9 protein-coding genes are annotated in these 19,721 nt (G+C 71.3%); 3 read left to right on the top strand and 6 right to left on the bottom strand.

Annotated elements, in window-relative coordinates; translation table 11 throughout:
• The first annotated feature begins 127 nt into the window (after nucleotides 1–127).
• Both QHF84_RS14020 and QHF84_RS14015 read left to right on the top strand, forming a co-directional pair.
• Nucleotides 128–11,161, top strand: coding sequence for a tetratricopeptide repeat protein (locus QHF84_RS14020; protein WP_281313777.1), 11,034 nt, complete (start codon nucleotides 128–130; stop codon nucleotides 11,159–11,161).
• 323 nt (nucleotides 11,162–11,484) lie between these two features.
• Nucleotides 11,485–11,823: an HU family DNA-binding protein gene (locus tag QHF84_RS14015; protein WP_153818780.1), complete on the top strand. Its 339-nt coding sequence runs from the start codon at nucleotides 11,485–11,487 to the stop codon at nucleotides 11,821–11,823.
• A 175-nt stretch (nucleotides 11,824–11,998) separates the two neighbouring features.
• On the opposite strand, the gene QHF84_RS14010 is transcribed toward QHF84_RS14015, so the two are convergent.
• On the bottom strand, nucleotides 11,999–12,616 hold the full coding sequence (locus QHF84_RS14010; RefSeq protein WP_281313776.1) for a hypothetical protein: 618 nt from the start codon (nucleotides 12,614–12,616) through the stop codon (nucleotides 11,999–12,001).
• A gap of 125 nt (nucleotides 12,617–12,741) precedes the next feature.
• On the bottom strand, nucleotides 12,742–13,035 hold the full coding sequence (locus tag QHF84_RS14005) for a hypothetical protein (RefSeq protein ID WP_281313775.1): 294 nt from the start codon (nucleotides 13,033–13,035) through the stop codon (nucleotides 12,742–12,744).
• Nucleotides 13,036–13,242: 207 nt separating this feature from the next.
• Between QHF84_RS14005 and QHF84_RS14000 the strand changes: the two genes are divergently transcribed.
• Nucleotides 13,243–14,088 carry a hypothetical protein gene (locus QHF84_RS14000; protein WP_281313774.1) on the top strand — a complete coding sequence of 282 codons (846 nt, stop codon included), beginning with the start codon at nucleotides 13,243–13,245 and terminating at the stop codon, nucleotides 14,086–14,088.
• Between the two features lie 96 nt (nucleotides 14,089–14,184).
• On the opposite strand, the gene glyA is transcribed toward QHF84_RS14000, so the two are convergent.
• The 4 genes from glyA to QHF84_RS13980 all read right to left on the bottom strand — a co-directional run bounded on the left by glyA (nucleotide 14,185) and on the right by QHF84_RS13980 (nucleotide 19,678).
• A complete protein-coding gene (gene glyA / locus QHF84_RS13995) occupies nucleotides 14,185–15,456 on the bottom strand; it encodes a serine hydroxymethyltransferase (protein ID WP_281313773.1) in 1,272 nt (423 codons plus the stop codon).
• Nucleotides 15,453–16,778, bottom strand: coding sequence for a dihydrolipoamide acetyltransferase family protein (locus tag QHF84_RS13990; protein ID WP_281313772.1), 1,326 nt, complete (start codon nucleotides 16,776–16,778; stop codon nucleotides 15,453–15,455). Before QHF84_RS13990 ends, glyA begins: the two co-directional genes overlap by 4 nt.
• A 129-nt stretch (nucleotides 16,779–16,907) precedes the next feature.
• Nucleotides 16,908–17,666, bottom strand: a complete 759-nt coding sequence (locus QHF84_RS13985; protein ID WP_281313771.1) for a glutaredoxin domain-containing protein — start codon at nucleotides 17,664–17,666, stop codon at nucleotides 16,908–16,910.
• Nucleotides 17,663–19,678, bottom strand: coding sequence for an ABC-F family ATP-binding cassette domain-containing protein (locus QHF84_RS13980; protein WP_281313770.1), 2,016 nt, complete (start codon nucleotides 19,676–19,678; stop codon nucleotides 17,663–17,665). Before QHF84_RS13980 ends, QHF84_RS13985 begins: the two co-directional genes overlap by 4 nt.
• Between the last annotated feature and the right edge of the window lie 43 nt (nucleotides 19,679–19,721).

Below are 19,721 nucleotides of genomic sequence, written 5' to 3'. Positions count from 1 at the left end.
GGTCCCCCGGGTTCCCGCCGCATTTCGTGATTTTGCCCGTGACCGATTCAGATCAATGCGATCCGTCCGAACGATCCTTGATACGTTCTCCGCCGCGCCGATTTTCCCCGGCGGCTCGGGAAGGGACATGCAGGAATCGAAGACCGGTCGCGCCGTACCGCAGCTGGACACCGTTGCCTCGGCCCTGGAACAGACGCTCGAGAACGAGCCCGCGCTCCTGGATTTGCTCGCTCAGGCCCTCGCGAAGGGCGCGAGCCCCGGAGAGCTCTGGGACATGCTCCATCAGGCGGCTCATCGCGACAACCGCATCGCCGAGCTCGCCGCTGCCTACGACGCGATATGCCGCGACCGGAAGATTCGCCTGCTCCAGCCGGCCGCGCAGATCGAGCTCTTGCTGAGCGCCTCGGCGTTCCTCGTCGACTACGCCGGCGACGGAGCGACGGCGCAGCCGCACCTCGAGCGCGTCATGCAGCTCTCGCCGGGCAACGTCGACGCGTTCCAGCGCCTCGAAGCCATCCTGCGCGACCGCGAGGACTGGACGAAGCTCGCCGATCTGTACACGCAGATGGCAGCGCACCGGCAGGACAAACAGGAGCAGCTCGCGTTCCTCCGTGCCGCCGTGCAGATCCTCGCCGCGCTCCCGGGCGAGGAGGACAAGGCGTTCAAGCTCCACCAGCAGATCCTCCGGCTCGATCCGACCGACGCCGACAGCCGCAACGCGATGGCCGAGCGGTTCATCGCCGCGGGCCGCTTCGCCGACGTGGCGAAGCTCTACGAGCAAGCCATCGCCGCGGATCCGCCGCCGGCCGACGAGGACCTCCTCGCGCTGCGTGAACAGGCCATCGAGCTCTACTCGGTCAGCCTGCACGAGATCGAGAAGGCGCTGCCGCACGCAGAGGAGGTGCTGAAGAAGAACCCCGACAGCGAGCTCGCGTGGCGCACGTGCGAGCAGCTCCTCACGCACAAGACGCTCGCCGCGCGCGCCGCCGCGGCCATCGAGAGCGTGTTCATGTCGCGCGAGCAGTACGAAGACGCCGCGCGCATGCTGACGATCCAGATCGACAGCGTGCGCGGCCCGCGCAGGCTCGAAGCGCAGAAGCGGCTCGCGGCCCTGCAGTACCAGCACCTCGGCGATCTCGGCGCCGCGTTCTCGCTCTACGAGGGCATCCTCACGGTCGATCCGAACGACGACGAAGTGCGCGCGCGGTACCGCTCGATCGGCGCGGCGCTCGATCGTCGGCTCGACGTGACGCGCGTGCTCACGCGCGCCTCGGCCGGCGCGAAGGACCCGCTCGTGCGCGCGAAGATCGCCGCCGACCTCGGTGAGCTCTTCCTGGAGACGGGGGATCCGAAGCGCGCGCGTGCGTCGTTCCAGAGCGCCGTGGACGCGGGGCTCGCGGAGGACGCGGGCGTGCGCGCGGCGAGGGCCCTCGCGGATCTGTGCGAGCAGGCCTCCGACTGGAGCGCGCTCGCCGCGGCGCTCGATCGTCTGAGCGACATCGAGCCCGAGCCGGATGCGCGCGCGGGCGCGGCCGAGCGGCTCGCGCGGCTGCGCGAGGAGACGCTCGGGGATGCGGCGGGCGCGATCGCCGCATACCGGAAGCTCATCGGCACGTCGCTCGAGAGCGACGCGCTGCCCGCGCTCGAACGCCTCTACGAGGCCGCGGGTGACGAGGTCTCGCTCGCCGACGTCCTCGAACGTCGCGCGGCGCTCGAGACCGACAGGGAAGCCGCGCGTGACCTCGCGTTCCGCGCGGCCGATCTGCGCGCCGCGCGCTCGAACGATCTCGGCGCGGTGCTCGACGGCTGGCGCAGGTTCCTCCAGACGTACGGACCGACGCGCGAGATTCACGCGCGCATCCTTCCGTTGCTCGAACGCGAGCAGCGCTGGGACGAACTCGCGCAGACGCTCGACGCCGAGGCGGGCCTCGCGCCCTCGGAGGAGCGCATCGCGATCCTCGCGAAGCTTGCGCAGGTTCGTCTCAGCCGCCTCGGCGACGGCGCGGGCGCGCTCGACGCGTACCGCCAGGCGCTCGACCTCGATCGCTCCGACAAGACGTGCCGTCAGGCCGTGGAGCGTATGCTCGGCAGCGGCGAGCACCGGCTCGGCGCGGCCGACGTCCTCGAACCGATCTACCGCGAGGAAGGCGCGACTCCGGGCCTGCTCAAGGTCCTCGAAGTGCGCGGCGACGTCGCGAAGGACGCCTCTGATCGGCTCGCCGCGTTGCGGGAGGCCACGCAGCTCGCGGAAGGGGAGCTCGGGGACACGAAGCGCGCGCTGCAGTTCGCGGGCCTCGGCCTGCGCATCGCGACGAACGACATGGCCGACGACGTGCCGGAGTGGCTGTCGACCGTGGAGCGCCTCGCGGGCGACGACGCCGCGCGTCGCGCGGGCATCCTGATCCAGGCGCTCGGCAACCGGAACGTCGATCACCCTGCGATCGCGGAGCTCGCCAAGGCCACGGGCGAGGCGCTCGCGATTTACGGCGACTTCGTCGGCGCGCTCTCCGTGCTCCGGAACGCGCTCGCCTTCGAGCCGTCGTCGCCCGACCTCATCGCGCGTATCGACGGCCTCTTGGAGAAGCACGGCAACGCGCAGGAGCGGCTCGCGCTCTACAAGGGTGCGCTCGCCGCGACGACGGATCCGGATCGGCGCCGGCAGATCTTCCACTCCATCGGCACGATCGAGCGTCGTGGTCTGCGCGATCTCGCGGCGGCGGCGGCCACGTACCGTCGCGCGTTGGAAGAGGACGCGGGGGATCGGGGCGCGTACGAGGCGCTGCTCGACGTGCTGGAGGAAGGCTCGGATGCAGAGGGCCTCTACGCAGCGCTCGCCTCCGGCGTGGAGCGCGCGGCCGACGCGGAGGAGCGCGCGGCCATCACGCTCCGCATGGCGAACCTGTCCGCCTCGCGCGGGTGGATCGATCGCGCGCGGCAGCACTACCGGAGCCTGCTCGACGAGGGCACCACGCTCTCGGACGAGACGCTCGATCGGATCGCGGACCTCGCTCGGAAAGCGGGCGACAACGATCTCTATCGTGTGCTGCTCGAGCGGCGCATCTCGACCGCGGACGGCCCGCTCGCCGAGGCGCGCTGGCTCGAACACCTCGCCGCGCTGAAGGCCGAGGCGTTCGGGGACACGGCCGCCGCGATCGAGGACTACCGGCGTGCCGGCGACCTCGCCGACGGCGGTGGAGACGGTGCACTCGCCGAGCGCCTCTTCGAGCGTGTGCTCGCGCTCTCGGCCGACGATCGCGAGGCCGCCGAGCGGCTCGTCGAGCTCTATCGCCGCTCCGAGGCGTGGGAGAAGCTGCCCGCGGTCTACGAGGTACTCTTCCGCACCGCAGCCGATGCCGCGGAGCGCGCGGACAAACTGCTCGCGTTCGAGGACGCGGCCATCCACGCGAAGGCGACCTTGCGCTTCGTGGGCGCGGCGGAGGCGCTCCTCGCGGACGAAGGCGCGCTCGACGTAGGCCCGCGCGAGGCGCTCCAGGCGGCGCGTGCGCGTGTGCTCGCGGCCGATCCCGATCGGCAAGAGGACGCGGCGGCTGCGTACCGCAGCATGATCCAGAGCGCGTCGGATCCCTGGACCGCGGTCGAGGCCTTCGAAGCGTTCCTCGATCGGAGCACGCCGTCGCAGGCGCGGCTCGAAGATCGCCGCTGGGTGCTCGGCTTCCGCCTGCAGCGCGCCGAGGGCGATCGTCGCATCGAGGCGCTGCTCGCGTGGGCAGCGGCCGAGGAGAACGTCTTCAAGGACCCGCGCGCGGCCGCGGACCTCTACGCACGCGTGCTGGAGCAGGATCCGCAGAACGACGCGGCGCTCGCGGCGCGTGGCCGTCTCCTTCTGGACGTCGGCGACGTCGAGGGCGCAGCGGCCATGATCGCAGCGCGTCGTGATCTGCGCGAGGGCGCAGAACGGACGGCGCTCGAGCTCGAGCTCGCGACGCTCCTCCTCGATCGTCTCGGCCGCGTGGACGAGGCGCTCGCCGCGGTGGAGCCGGTGCTCGAAGCCGAGCCGGGCAACGAGGGCGCGCTCGTGCTCCTCGAACGTGCGCTCGCGCGGCCCGAGTCCCGCCGGCGTGCAGCCGAGATGCTGGAGCGCGCCTGCGACACGACGGACGACGAGTCGATCGCCGCGCGGATCCTCAAGCTGCTCATCGCGACGCCCGCGGACGCGAGTGACCTCGTGGATCTCCGCGCAGGCTGGTTCACGCGGCTGCTCGACAGGCCGGGCGCCGCGCCGGAGATCGCCCTCGACCTCGCCGTGCGCGCGGTCGAAGAGCTGCCCTACGACGCCGCGCTCTGGGATCGCGCCGAGCAGCTCGGCCGCGACGCCGACAGGCCCGATCTCGTCGCCGAGGCCTACCGCAAGAAGCTCGAATCCGACTCTGTGCGCGAGCTCGATCCCGACACGCTTGACGACCTCGGGCGGCGCTCGGTCGACTACCACGAGGAGTTCTTCTTCGACGACCAGGACGCCGTCATGAAGCTCCTGCGCCGGGTCGTCGACGTCGCTCCCGACGCGCTCTGGGCGTTCGAGCGCTTGAAGCTCGCCTACAACCAGAACGAGCGCTGGGCGGACCTCTTCTCGCTCTACGACCAGGCCATCGAGCGCACGGACGACAAGTTCGCGCGCGTCGAGCTGCTGGAGGACGCGGCTGAGTCGGCGAAGGACCTCGCGGGTGATCCGGATCGCGCCGTGCGGTACCTGGAGCAGCTCCTGCCGCTCAAGCCGCGCGACAAGAAGATCCGCACCTCGCTCGAGCGGCTCTACGAGCGCCTCGGCCGTCACCGCCCGCTCATCGATCTGCTCTCGCACGAGCTCGCCTCGCTCGACGTCGAGGCGGCGCAGAAGCTCCGCGCGCGGATCGCCACGCTCTGGCTCGACGGCGTCGCCGAGCCCGACGCCGCCTTCCGCGTCGTCGAGGAGATGCTCTCCGTCGAGCCGTCGCGCGCCGAGGCGCTCGACCTCCTGGAGCGCGTCCTCGCCGCCACGGGCTCGGACGAGCCGCTCTCGATCCGCCCGAGCGCGGAGGCCGAGAACACGGCCCGCCAGCGCGCGGCCGTCGTCCTCGAACGGCGCTACCGCAGCGAGGAGCGCCACGAGGATCTTGCGCGTGTGCTCTCCGTTCGCCTCGAAGCCGCGGTCGATCCGACCGGGCGCGGCGCGCTCCTGCGCGAGATCGTCTCCTTGCGCGCCGACGTCCTCGACGACCCGGCGAGCGCGCTGGAGAGCCTCGCCGCGCTCGTCGCGCTGGAGCCCGCCGAGCCGAGCCACCGCGCCGAGCTCGAGCGGCTCGCCGCGCGGGTCGATCGCTTCGATCGGCTCGCCGAGGTCCTCGTCACGGTCTCCGAGGGCGCAGCCGGCGCGCTCAAGATCGAGCTCCTCTCGCGGGCATCGGCGATCTACGTCGAGAAGCTCGGCGACCGCAGCCGCGCGATCGATCTCGGCCGCACGATCCTCTCACTCGAACCCGAGCACCCCGAGCTCGTGGTCGGGCCCGCGCGTGACCTCGAGCGCCTCCTCGCGGAGGAGGGCCGCTCGGCGGAGCGCTGCGAGGTCCTCGAGCGGCTCGCGCGCCTCGAAAAGGATCCCGACGCGCGTCGCGCCACGCTGCTCGAAGTCGCGCGCATCGCGTCGAGCGAGCTCGGCGACAAACCGCGCGCCATCGAGGCGTATCGCGCTCGCCTCACGGACGAGCCGCGCGACCTCGACGCGCTCGGAGGCCTGGCCCTCGACCTCGAATCCGAGAGCCGCTTCGGCGAGCTCGCGGAGGTCCTCGAGCGCCGCGCCGCGCTCACCGAAGGTGACGCCGCGCGGCAGGATCTCGTGCGCGTCGCGGCGATTTGCGACCAGGATCTCCGCGACGTGGCCCGCGCGATCACCGTGTGGGAAGGCGTGCGCGCTCGCTTCGGCGCCGACGACGAGAGCTGCGACGCGCTCGCCCGGCTCCTCGAAAAGGCGGCGCGCTGGCCCGACCTCGTGGAGCTGCTCCGCGCGAGCGCCGCGCAAGCCGACGAGGCCGGGACGAACGTCGCCCGCGCGGCGGAGCTCTACCGCCGCCTCGGCGACGTGCAGCGCGATCGCACCGCGCAGTGGGCCGAGGCCGTCGCGAGCTACGAGGCCGCGATTCGTTGCGCCGATCCGGGGGGCCTCGCGCTCTCCGGCCTCGAATCGTTGCTCTCGCTGATCGACCTCGACGACGAGGCGCGCAGGCCCATCCTCGCGTCCGCCGTCCGCGTGCTCACGGCGGCTTATGCGGCCTCAGGCGACTGGCAGCGCACCATCGATCTGCTCGAACCGCGCCTCGCCGCCGCGACGTCCGCCGCGGAGCGTACGGCGATCCTCACGGAGACCGCGTCGCTGCACGAGCACCGTCGCAATGACCCGTCCGCCGCGTTCGACGCGGTGTGGCGCGCGTTTGCCGCGGCGAAGACGCCCGAGCTCTCGGCGGAGGTCCTGCGCCTCGCCGCGACCGCGGATCGCTGGGCCGACGTCGCCGACGCGTTCCCGGCGATCGAGGCGCAAGGCGACGTCCCGCCCGACGTCGCGCGGGCCCTCTGGTGGAGCGTCGCGCTCTGGCACCGCGATCGCCGCGGGGACGCGCGCTCCGCCGAGATCGCCATCGAGCGCGCGCTCACGTACGACCCGGCGAACGCCGAGATGCTCGCGGCGCTCGTCGAGCTTCGCCGCCACACGCCGGGCAAGCCGCTCGTCGACGCGCTGCTGCGCCTGAGCGAGGTCTCCGCGGACGCGCTCCCGCTCCACCGCGAGGCCGTCAGCGTCGCGAGCGACCACGTGGGCGACCCGAGCCTCGCGAAGAGCATCGCCGAGGCCATGCTCCAGAAGGCCGAGGCGCGCTGGATCGGCGAGGGATCGGACCCGCTCAGCGAGGCTGCGACCTTCGCCGCGTGGGCGCTCGACGTCCTCGTGCGCATCTGCCGCGAAGAGGGCGACCTCGCGCGTGTCGTCGCGCTTTGCCTCGACGGAGCGAAGCTGCCCTTCGAGCCCTCGCGTCGCCGCGCGCTTCGCCTCGCGGCCGCCGAGATCTCCGACGCGCAGCCGGCGATCGCGATCTACGAGGAGCTCTTCGCCGAGGATCCGACCGACGAGCTCGTCGGCTCGCGCCTCGAAGAACTCTATCGCAAGGAGGGGCGCCGCGCCGATCTGCTCACCCTGCGCGAGCGCCAGATCTCCGTGGCCGAGGACGTCCTCGCGCGCGTCGATCTGCGCGTCGACCTCGCGTTCCTGCTCGTCGAGTCCGGCGAGGCGGATCGCGCGATCGGATCGCTCCGCAAGAACCTCGAAGAGAGCCCCTCGCACGCGCCCTCCGTCGACAAACTCGCCGAGCTCTTCGGCGAGCGTGGCGACCACGGCGCGCTCGCGTCGCTCTGGGAGGACCAGGCGGCGCGGCGCGAGGCCGATCGCGACACGGCGACGGCCGCCGAGCTGTGGCGACGGGCCGCGATCATCGCCGAGACGCGCGTCGGGGATCTGCCGCGCGCGATCAGCGACTACCGCCGCGCCGCGCGGTACCGCGACATGGCCTCGCTCGACGCGCTCGCGCGCCTCTTCACGGCGCGCGGCGATCACGCGGCCGCCGCCGAGGTCCTCGAGACCATCTGCGCGGACGCGCCGGCCGACGCCTCGCCGCACCCGGTCCTGCGCCTCGCCGAGGCCTACATCGCCTCGGGCGAGCCCGCGCTCGCGCAGCAGCGCCTCGAAGAGGCCCAGGGCCGCGTGGCCGACCCGGCGCCGCTCCGCGCTCGCCTCTCGGTCCTCTACCGCGAGGCGGAGGCGTGGGGCCCGCTCGCCGAGCTCATCGCCATCGAGGCCGCGCACACCGAGAACGCCGCGAAGCGCACGGCCCTGCTCCGCGAGGCCGCCGACCTGCACTTCTCGAAGCGGAACAAGCCGGAGGCGGCCGTCCCGCTGCTCGAGCAGGCGGCGCAGCTCACGCCCGACGACCGCGCGATCAAGCTCTCGCTCTGCGACGCGCTCAGCGCCGCGGGTCGCTCGGACGAGGCGTCGAACATCCTTCGCCAGATCATCGACGCCTACGGCAGCCGGCGCCCGAAGGACCGCGCGATCGTGCATTACTACCTGGCGCGGGTCTTCCTGTCGTCGGGCGATCGCAAGGCCGCTCTCGCCGAGCTCGACGTCGCGCTCAAGATCGACCCGACGCACCCGGAGATCCTGCTCGCGCTCGCGCGCCTGTCCTTCGACGAGGGCCAGTACGATCGGGCGCAGCGCACGTACCGCTCGCTGCTCATGATGGTGCGGCGCCTGCGCGACGAGCAGGGCACGCCCGCCGTCACGCGCACCGAGGTGCTCATCGCGCTCGCGGAGATCGCCGATCGCCAGGGCGATCCCGATCGCTCCGCCGAGCACGTGGAGTCCGCGTTCGAGGCCTCGCGCGAGAGCCCGGACGAGGCCGATCGCCTCGTGCGCGCCCTCCGCGGCCGCCAGAACCACGCGCTCCTCGCGCGCGCGCTCGAGCTCCGGCTCGAAGGCGCGGGCGGCGACGCGGCGGCCACGGCGCCCGTGCTCGCCGAGCTCGCCTCGCTCTACGAGCAGCACCTCGGCCGCGCCGAGGACGCGCTCTCACTCTGGCTGCGCGCGCTCTCCGTGCGGCCGACCTCCGCGGACGCGCATCGCGCGGCGCTCGGGCTCGCTCGCCGCCTCGGCGCGGTCGAGAAGTACCTCGACGCTCTGCGTAAACTCGTCGCCGCGACGACGGTCGATCCTCCGCTCGTCGATCTCCTCCTCCACCTCGGTCGTGCGCTCTCCGGCGAGGGCGGCGACGCGGCCCAGGCGGACGAGGCGTTCCGACGCGCCGAGGCGCTCTTGCTGGAGCGTCCGGGCGATCGGCGGATCCACGAGGTCTGGCGCGCGCTCGAAGCCTCCTGCGAGCAGCGCGGCGACCGCGAGGGGCAGATCGCTCTGCTCGAAAAGCGGATCGCCGCCGCGAGCGAGAGCGCGCCGCCGGCCGAGCTGGCCGATGGCCTCTACCGCCTTGCGGAGCTCGCGCTGCGCGAGCCCGGCGGTGCGACGCGCGGCGTGCCCGCGCTCGAGCGTGCTCTCTCGCTCGACGCCTCGCCCGATCGCGCCGAGGCGATCTTCCGCCTCGGCCTCCAGCGTGAGGAGAACGCGGCCCTGATCGCCCCGCTCTTCGAGCGCTTCGCGCGAAAGCACGAGCGCTCCCGTGCGCTCGTCGACGCCCTCGTCCTGCTCGCGCCCGAGCGCGGGGCCGACCTCTACCGCGAGGCCGTCTCCGTCGCAGAGGGCCTCGGGGACGCGGCGCTCGTCGAGTCCGTCCTGCGGCGCGCGCTCACCCGCGAGGAGGGCGTAGCCGATACCTCGGACGACCTCTGGGCCCTCGTCGCGCTCGCCAAGGTGCGCGCCGCGGCCGAGGACTGGGCCGAGGCGCATGCCCTCGAAGAGCGCGCCGCGCGCGTGGCCGCCCCCGGCGACGAGCGCGGCCATTTGCTCTCGGCCGCGTCGATCGCGCGCGACAAACTCGGCGACCTCGCCGGAGCGGCGCGGCTTTATGCCGAGCTCTTCGAGCGTGAGCCTGCCGATCGCGACCTCTGGGGCCCGCTCGCCGATCTCTACCGGAGCCTCGGCGAGGACGAGGCCCTCGGCCGCGTCATCGAGCAGGTCGTCCCGCTGCTCGAGACGGTCGAGGATCGCTCGCGCATGCGCCTCGAACGCGCGCGCCTCGCGCAGAAGCGTGAGGGCGGCGCCGACGAGGCGATCACGACCCTCACGGAGCTGCTCGACGACGATCCGGCGAACGAGGAGGCGGCCACGCTGCTCTCCGGCTTGCTCGAAGCCGCGGGCCGCTTCGACGATCTCGCCTCGCTCCTCGAGCGTCGCATCGACCTCGCCAAGGATCGCGAGGACACGGCGGCCGTCGCGTCGCTCTCCATGCGGCTCGGCGCGCTGCTCGAACAGCAAGGCGAATCGGCCCGTGCCCGTGACGCCTACCACGGCATCCTCGACTGGGACGCGACGAACCTCGACGCGCTGCGCTCGATCGTGCGGCTCTGCGAGAAGGCCGAGGATCCCTCGGAGCTCGCGGACGCCCTCGAAAAGCTCCTCGGCGCCGAGAAGGGCGAGGCCGCGGAGGCGACGGCGCAAAGGCTCGCCGCGATCCGCGCCGAGCAGGGCGACGAGGACGGCGTGGATCGCGCTCTCGAAGCGGGTTACCGCGCGTTCCCGACGAGCACCGTCCTCGGCGTCAAGCTGAAGGAGCGCTTCGAGTCGCGGGAGGACTTCCGCAAGGTCGCGGACGTCTACCAGATCGAGGCCGAAGGCCGGACCTCGAAGGAAGATCGCGTCGGTTGCCTCCGCAAGGCCGCCGCGATCCTCCGCGACAAGGAGCAGGATCTCCCGGGCGCCATCGAGATCCTGAAACGCGCGCTCGACATCGACCCGCTCGATCGCGCCCTGGTCGCCGAGCTCGTTGGGGCTCAAAGCGAGATGGGTGATCACCAGCTCGCCGCGGCCTCGATCGCCTCGGCGGCGGCGAACGTCGAGGGCGCGGCTGCGGGCGAGCTTTTGCTCCACGCCGCGCGCCTGCTCCTCGCCACGCCCGAGGGCGCGGGCGCTGCGGTCGAGCTCGTCGAGGATGCGCGTCGCCGACAGCCGGACGCTTGGGAGCCCGTCATCGTGCTTGCCGAGGCGTACGTCGCGACCGGTCGCGTCGAGGAGGCGCGCCCGCTCGCCACGAGCGCCGTTGGTGCGTACGAGGGCCGTCGGTCGAGGACGCTCGCGGCTGCGCACCGCGCGCTCGCGCACGTCGAGCGCGCGTCGGGCAATGACGACGCTGCGTTCGAGCAGCTCTCGAAGGCGTTCGACAACGACGCGGGCAGCGCCGAGATCGCGCTCGAGCTCGGTCAACTCGCGATCGATCGGGGCGATCACGACGTCGCTTCGCGCGCGCTTCGTGCGGTCACGATGATGAAGATCACGGCGCCGGGCTCGGTCGAGGGCACGACGTCGCGAGGCCGCGCGCTCGCGTATTTCCACCTCGGAAGGCTCGCGGTTCTGCAAGGGGATCGCGGCAAGGCGCGCCTCCTCGTCGAGAAGGCGCTCGCCGAGGACGCGAACCTCGACGTCGCGCGTGAACTCGCGGACGAGCTCGCGAACGGCTGATCCGGCTCGTTTTCCGCCCTTCTGGAACAGCGCGCCGCGCTCTCTCGCGGCGCGCGCCCTCCTCCTCCTTCATCTCCGCCGCCGCGCCGAACCCCCGCCGAGGCCTGTTTTCAGGCTGTTTTCGCGGCTTTTTGTGGTCCTTCTCCTCGGCTGCTCGCCCCTCTTCCAGCCCGTTCACCGCCTGGTAGAGCGACTCTCCGCAGCGAAATCGCTATTTCCCCCCGAAGATTTCGCTTTTTTCGCGACGCACGCCGTGTATGGTTCACCCGAGCCGAGCGCGCGGCGAGGGGTCGCGCGCGACGCGGAGCTCGGAGGAATTTGCAATGGCGACCAAGAAGAGTGCTGGGGGCGGGGCGAAGAAGTCGTTGAGCAAGAGCGCTCTGATCCAGGCGATCACGGAAGCTGCTGGGGACGAGATCTCCCGCAAGCAGGTCAAGAGTGTGCTCGAGTCTCTGGTCACGGTCGGGCACCGTGAGCTGAAGAAGTCGGGCGTCTTCACGCTGCCGGGCTTCGCGAAGTTCCGGGTGGTGAAGCGGCCGGCGACGAAGGCGCGCCAGGGCATCAACCCCTTCACCAAGCAGCCGATGACCTTCCCGGCCAAGCCCGCCAGCAAGTCGGTGCGTGCGCGTCCGATCAAGGCGATCAAAGACGCTCTCGCCTGATAAACCGCTGCTCCCCGTCGCGGCAGCAGCGCGCGACGAACGGCCCTCGCGATTCGCGTGGGCCGTTCGTTTTTTGTACGCATGAAGAGCGAGCCCAGGAACTTTGGGGCTCCAACGATTCGTCGACGCGCGCGGCGCAGCCCTCCTGCGGAGAGCCGCGCCGCCGCGAAATCCTTCACTTCTTCTTCTTGTAGACCTGGATGGCCACGGGGCCCGAGCCCGTCTTCGCCGTCGCGTTGACCTTCACCATCGCCGGCACCGGCCACGGCCACGCGTAGCAGCTCGTCTTCTGGCCGATCGACGCCGACGAACCCGCCTCCTGATCCACCGCGAGCGTCGGGTTCGCCGCGAGCGCGCCGAGCTGCGGCGGCAGCGCCGTCGCCATGTCGAGCGTCAGCGCCAGGTTGAGCTCCGTCACGCCGCCCGCGCCCTGGCCGATCACCGTGTAGCAGAAGCCCGGCTCGAGCATCATCGTCGGCGTCGACGCCGTCTGCCCCTCGGGCACCACCATGCAGAGCTGCCCGCCTTCGGCCTTCATGCCGGGCGCCTCCACCTTCTCGCGGCCCTGCACCATCGTCGTCAGCGCCAGCGACTGCACCGAGTCACACGCCGCGACCGTCGGCGGGGGCGGCGGCGGGGGCGGGGGCGGAGGCGGGGGCGGCGGCATCATGCCGGCATCCGGACCCGGCTGCGGCGGCGTCTCGGGCTCGCTGCCGCAGCCCGCCGACATCACCACGACCATCATCGACACGGCCGCCGCAGCGGCCCCCATGCACACCATCGAACGCGTCATCGGACCCTCCTCGAGGCTCGAGGGCGCGCATGCGCGCCGCGCGAGACAGAGTCGCGCTCATACACCCGAACCCTACGCGGGGCCACATGGCGATGATGCTGTGCGAAGCACGGCGGCCGCTTCGGTCATCGTACGGGCGTGCCGAGCTCCTCCATCTCGCGCTGGATGCAGATGCGGGCCACGATGAGCGCCCGGGCTCGGAGCGATTCGTCGAGGTGCGCGGCCGTGTTCGCGTCGTCGAGCGCCTCGCGCAACATGCCGCGCTCGAGGTTCGCGATGGCCCGGCACAGGTGGTACTCGGCGCGCTCCGCCGCGATCCCCATCCCCGCGCTTGGCTTGAGCTCTTCGTCCAGGAACCAGCGCGCGAACGTCCCGGGCGGAATGTCCGCCCCCTTCGGCCCCCCGCTCCTCTGTCCCATGACGTAGTTTACCTCACCAATTGGAGGCATGCAGGGCGCGGCGCGTGGCGGATACGGGGAGCGTGGGGACGAAAAACGGCTCGGATCGATCCGCTGTTCCTTGACGCCCGTCCAAACCGTCGGGAAGGCAGACGTAAGTTTCACGGGTTCCCCACGTTGATTGATAGGGTAGGACCCAGCATTCGCCCGACTCCCGAGGAGGTCGCCTTGAATCGAACGATCATCATCTCGTCCGCGCTGCTCGTCGCGCTCGCGCTTGCGACCGGCTGCGAGAAGTCCGACGACTCTCAGCCGGCCCAGACGGCCGCCAATCAGCAGAACCCCTACCAGCAGTACCCGCAGGGGCAGTACCCGCAGGGGCAATACCCGCAGGGGCAGTACCCGCAGGGGCAGTACCCGCAGGGTCAGTACCCGCAGCAGCAGTACCCGCAGGGCCAGTACCCGCAGCAGCAGCCGTACCCGCAGCAGCAGCCGTACCCGCAGCAGCAGCCGTACCCGCAGCAGCAGCCGGCGCCTCAGCAGCAGCCGGCCCCGCAGGGCACGACGCAGCAGCCGGGCGGCTTCCAGTTCCCGTCGATCCCCGGCTTCCCCGCCCCGGGCGGCACCACGACGACGGGCGGTACGACCCAGACGAGCAGCGGAGCGCAGGCGCAGCGCATCGACCCGAACCTCGCCGGCGCCGCCACCTTGCCGCTCACGGCGTTCGCCCAGCAGTCGGCCCCGGGCATGCAGCGCGACGGCAACGTCGCCGCGGGCAACTTCTCCGAGGGCAGCATCCTCGAGGAGCCCGTCAACCTCCAGCCGGGCAAGTGCTACACGGTGCTCGCCGTCGGCGCGGGGCCGAGCGAGGTCGACATCCAGCTCGTCGCCACCACGCCCGTGCCCGGCATGAGCCCGGTCCTCGCGCAGGACAGCGGCAGCGGCCAGCAGGCCTCGCTCGGCGGCGGCGGCAATTGCTACAAGTGGCCGTGGCCGATGGCGGGCCAGGCCAAGTACGTCATCAAGGCGACGCGTGGAGCGGGCGTCATCGCGGCGCAGCTTTACTCGAAGTGAAGTGACGTGCGCCTCGGAGGAGGCGCGACGAAAGACGACGGGGGCGCGGCTCGGCGAATCGAGCGGCGCCCCCGCGGCTTTTTGTGCGGCTCTGCTTCAGGAGAGAATGCCGGGCGCGGGGAAGCTCTGGCAGAGCTCCTTCACCTCGCCGGCGATACGCGTGATGCGCGCCTCGTCTTGCGGATGGTCGGCGACCTCGGCCATCCAGCCCGCGATGCGCTCCATCTCCTTCGGGCCCATGCCGCGCGACGAGATCGACGGCGTGCCGATGCGCAGGCCCGACGGATCCATGGGCTTGCGCGGATCGTTCGGGATCGCGTTGTAGTTGCCGACGAGCCCCGCGCGATCGAGCGCCTTCGCGTAGGGCTTTCCGCCGATGTTCTTCGGCGTCATGTCGACGAGCAGGAGGTGGTTGTCCGTGCCGCCCGTGATGAGCCGGAAGCCCTTCGCCACGAGCGCTTCGCCGAGGACGCGCGCGTTCTCCACCACGCGCGCCGCGTACTGCTTGAACGACGGCTCCATCGCCTCGCGCGCGGCGACCGCGATCGCGGCCGTCGTGTGGTTGTGCGGGCCGCCCTGCAGGCCGGGGAACACCGCGCGATCGATCGCCGCGGCGTGCTCGGCCTTGCACAGGATCGCCGCGCCACGCGGGCCACGGAACGTCTTGTGCGTCGTCATCGTCACGACGTCCGCGATCCCGATCGGCGACGGATGCATCCCGCCCGCGACGAGGCCCGCGATGTGCGCGATGTCGGCCGCGAGGATCGCGCCCACCTCGTCCGCGATGGCGCGGAACGCGGGGAAGTCGAGCGTACGCGGGTAGGCCGTCGTGCCGCACCAGATGAGCTTGGGCCGGTGCTGCCTCGCGAGCTCGCGCACCTGGTCCATATCGATGCGGTGATCGTCCGCGCGCACGCCGTAGGGCACGCTCGTGAAGAACTTGCCCGTGATGCTGACGTTCCAGCCGTGCGTCAGGTGCCCGCCCGCGGGCAGGCCGAGGCCCATGATCGTCTCGCCGGGCTTCACGAACGCGAGGTAGACGGCGAGGTTCGCGGGGCTGCCCGAGTAGGGCTGCACGTTGACGTGTTCGGCCCCGAAGACCTGCTTCATGCGGTTCTTGGCCAGCTCCTCGACCTCGTCGATCTGCTGCTGGCCTTCGTAGTACCGCTTGTGCGGGTAGCCCTCCGAGTACTTGTTCGTCAGGACCGACCCCGTCGCCTCGAGCACCGCGCGCGAGACGTAGTTCTCGCTCGCGATGAGCCGGATCGTATCGGCCTCCGCGCGCTCCTCGCGGCGGATGAGCTCGGCGATCTCGGGATCGACCTCGGACAGCGGGCGATGGCCCTCGGGTTTGCTCGTGACGGTCATCCGACTTCGAACTCCCCGCGGCTCAGCAGATCCGCGATGCGCCAGAGGAACGAGTTCGCCAGCACGCCGTCGACGATCCGGTGATCGTACGAGAGCGCCATGTACATCACGGGGTGGATGGCGATCACGTCTTCGCCGTCGCGCGTCACGACGACGGGCCGCTTCTTGATCTCGCCCATGCGCAGAATGCCCACGTTCGGCTGCGAGATGATCGCGCCGCCGAAGAGGTTGCCCTTGAGGCCGGGGTTCGACACCGTGAACGTCGTGCCGGCGAGGTCGTCCGCGGTGGTCTTGCCCGCCCGCGCGCGCGTCGCGAGCTCGTCAATCTGCGCCGCGACGCCGCGCAGCGAGAGCTGATCGGCGTGCTTGATGCTCGGCACGAGGAGACCGCCTGGCGTCTCGACCGCCACGCCCAGGTTGATCTCCTTGAGCACGACGAAGGAGTTGTCGAGCACGCGCGCGTTGAGATGCGGGTGCTCGCGCAGCGCCCGGACCGTCGCGGCGCAGATGAAGGCGAGGAACGTGAGGGGCACGCCCTCCTTCTTGAAGCGATCCTTGTGCTGATCGCGCAGCTTCGTGGTCGCCTGCAGATCGACCTCGGCCACCGTGACCACGTGCGGCGACGTGATCTTCGAGTACGCCATGTGATCGGCCGTGATGCGGCGGCGGCGCGAGAACGGGATCACCTCGTCGCCGGGGCGCGGCGTGTACGGCGGCACCTTGTACGCGCCGTAGCCGACGCCCGGGATCGGCGGGACGAACCCGCCGCCCGCCTGCACGAGCTGCGCGAGCTCCGGCGCGGCCGTGATGGGCTGAACGGGCACGGCCGCGGGGGCCGGCGGAGGCGCGGCAGGCGCAGCCGGCGCGGGCGGGGGAGTGGCATGCGCCACGCGGCGCACGTCGTCGTGCGTGATGCGCCCGCGCTCGCCCGTGCCTTGCACCTGGTTCAGGTCGACGCCCTCTTCACGCGCGAGCTTGCGCGTCGAGGGCGAGCCGAGCGGCTGCGCCGTGGGCTCGGGCTTCGTCTCTTTCGGCGCCTGCGGCTCGGCCGGCGCGGGGGGGCGTGCCACGTCGGCGCCGGCCTTCGCCGTCTCATCGAGGCGGCAGAGCAGCCCGCCCTTCGGGATCACCGCTCCCACGGGCGCAGAAATCTCGGTGACCAGCCCCGCAGCAGGCGCGGGGACCTCGGTGTCGGCCTTGTCCGTCGCGACCTCGAGGAGCGGCTGCTCCCGGGCCACGAAGTCGCCTACACGCACGAGCCACTTGGTCACCGTCCCCTCGGCCACGCTCTCACCGAGCTGGGGCATGAGCACGTCGATCATGGAGTTTGCTCCTGGAAATCCCCGCGCTTTCGGGTCCGGCTTGCGGGGGGGCCGCTCGTATACGCCTTGCGCCTGGCGAGAGCAACGTGGGCGCACGCGCAGAGCGACGATCTTGGGCTTCCGCCGCTGTCAGAGCGCCGTGCCCGCGGACGCCTTCGCGAGCGCGCGGTCCACGGCGTGGGTGCTGAAGCCCACGAGGATCTGCCCGCGGATGTCGATCACCGGGATGCTGCCGCCGCGCTGGCCCGACTTGTCGAGCTTGTCGCGCATCTCCAAGGCCGCCTCGGGGCTCGCCTCGATGTCCTTCTTCACGACGCGCACTCCCTTGGAGCGCAAATAATCTTCCGCCTGGTGACAGGGTTTGCACCAGTCCGCGCCGTAAACGATCACGGTCAGATCCGAGGTCACGACGGGCGGCTCGTCTGCTTTTTTCGGCCCCTGCGTCGCGCTGGGTGCGCTGCTCGGCGAGGGCTGCGGCGGAGGCGGGGCGATCTTCGCGAGGTATGCGCCGCGTCGCTTCTCCACCTCGGACTCCCACGCGCGCCGCGTCATCGTCCGCGCCGCGTACGTCCCGTCCTCGCGCTTCTTCGTCAGATCGACGACGTAAAACAGGTTCTTCGTCCCCTCCTCGCGATCACTCACGACGACCCGCACGAGCGCTCGACCCTCCGCCGGCACGTCCGCGGGCTTGAGCTCGACGTGCATGTCGCCCTTGTCGTCGATCCAGGTGAGCAGGAGGTTCGGCGTGTCCTCGCCGATCGCGAGCGCCGGCAGCTCCTCCGTCGCCGCGAGCGGCGTCGTGCCGTCGTCTTCCTTCTTCGTCGAGCACGCGGCCGCGCTCGCCAGCGTGACGAGCGCGATCATCGCCACGACGCCGAGGCGCCTCACGCCGTCCTCCCGACGTCTTCCGCCGCGAGCTCCTCGCCGAGCGTCATCCACTCCGTCATCGCCGTGTCCACGCGTTTCGCGAGCGCTTGCTCCTCGGACACCATCTTCGCGAGTTTTTCCCAGTCCCCGCCCGGGTCCTGCTTCAAGACCTCGCGCATGCGCCCGAGCTCGGCCTCGCCCTTCGCGATCTCCTCTTCGAGCTCCTTCACGCGCTTGCGCTTGCGCTCGAGCGCCCGCGACGCGGCCTTCTCCGCCTCGAATGCGCGCTTCTTGTCGAGCGGCGATTCCGGCCCCTTCACCTGCGCCACGACCGTCGACGCGCTGCGCTTCACCGCGCGCTTCGATCGCCCGTCGTCCTGCACGCGTTCGTCCTCACGCGCGTCGTCCTCTCCCTCGTCGGGCGGGGTGTTTGGCCGGGACAAACTCGCCTGGAAGTCGCGGTATCCGCCGGGGAAGAGCTCGATCTTGCCGCCGTTGAACGCGCAGATCCGCGTGGTCACGGCGTCGAGGAAGCGGCGATCGTGCGACACGAGCAGCACCGAGCCCTCGAAGCTCGCGAGCGCCTCTTCGAGGATCTCGGCCGCCGGGATGTCGAGGTGGTTCGTCGGCTCGTCGAGGAAGAGCAGATTGCGCGGCTCGAGCAGGAGTTTGGCCAGCGCGAGCCGGCTCCGCTCGCCGCCGGAGAAACCTTCCACCTTGCGCAGCGTGTCGTCGCCATAGAACCGGAACCGCGCGAGGTACTGCCGCGCGGCGTCCACGTTCATGTCGCCGCGCACGCTGCGGATCTCCTCGACCGCGGTCTTGTTCGGATCGAGCGAGCCGAGGTGCTGATCGAAGTACCCCTCGCATAGGTTCGTCCCGCGCTTGACCTCGCCCAGATCCTCCTCCGCGCCGCGACCCGCGAGGATCTTCAGGAGCGTCGACTTGCCACACCCATTCGGCCCGAGGATCCCGATCCGCTCCCCGCGACGCACCAGCAAATCGAAACCCGAAAAGAGCTGCCGCCCGCCTCGCTCCGCCGAAAGCCCGCGCGCGTCGAGCACGATGTCCCCGCTCCGCGGCGCCTGCACGAAGCGGAATGCGACCTTCTCCGCCCGCGCCCACACGTCCTCGGGCCGGTCGAGGGTCTCCATCTTGTCGAGCATCTTCCGCCGGCTCTGCGCCTGCTTCGTCTTCTGCCCCGCGATGTTCCGCCGGATGAACTCCTCGGTCTTCGCGACGAACGCTTCCTGCCGCTCCGCGAGCTCGCGCTCCCGCTCGAGATCCTCCTCCCGCGCCTCCGCGTACCGCGAGTACGCGAGCGGATAGACCCGAAAACTCCGGCGCCCGAGCTCCATCGTGATCGGGCAGAGCGCGTCGAGGAACGCGCGATCGTGCGAGACCACGAGCATCGCGCTCGGCAGCGTCGTCAGGTGCCGCTCGAGCCACGCGATCGTCTCGATGTCGAGGTGGTTCGTCGGCTCGTCGAGCAGGATCAGATCCGGCGTGTTCGCGAGCGCCACGCCGAGGTGCAGCCGCCCTCGCTCCCCGCCGGAGAGGCTCCCGAGCGCGCGGCCCATGTCCTCGTGCGAAAAGCCGAGGTGCGCCGCGAGCATTTCCACCCGCCGCTCGAGCGCGTCGCCGCCGGCCAGGTGGTACTTGTCCGTCGCGTTCGCCAGCCGATCGAGCGCTTGTTTCGTCCCGCTCGCGGCCGCGTGGGACGCCTCGTCGAGCTCTTTTCGCAAGGAGAGCAGCTCGTCGAACCCCGACAGGAACGCTTCGAGCACCGTCCCGACCTTCGGCAGCTCGTGCGACTGCCGGACGTACGCGACCCGCGTCCCCCGCTTGATCACCACCGAGCCAGCGTCCGGGACGAGCTCCCGCGCGATCAGGCGCAAAAGCGTGGACTTGCCCGCGCCGTTCGGCGCCACGAGCGCGGCCCGCTCCCCCGGGGCGAGCGAAAACGTCACCCCCTGAAAGAGCTGATTTGCGCCGTACCCGAAGCCGAGTCCGGAGACCTGAAGGACGGTCATGGCCGGCAGTCTTAGCATGTAAGGCGGGAGGCACCCGACATCC

Source organism: Polyangium sp. y55x31 (assembly GCF_029946505.1).
GTDB lineage: Bacteria > Myxococcota_A > Polyangia > Polyangiales > Polyangiaceae > Polyangium.
This window is presented reverse-complemented; position numbering and strand designations above follow the sequence as displayed.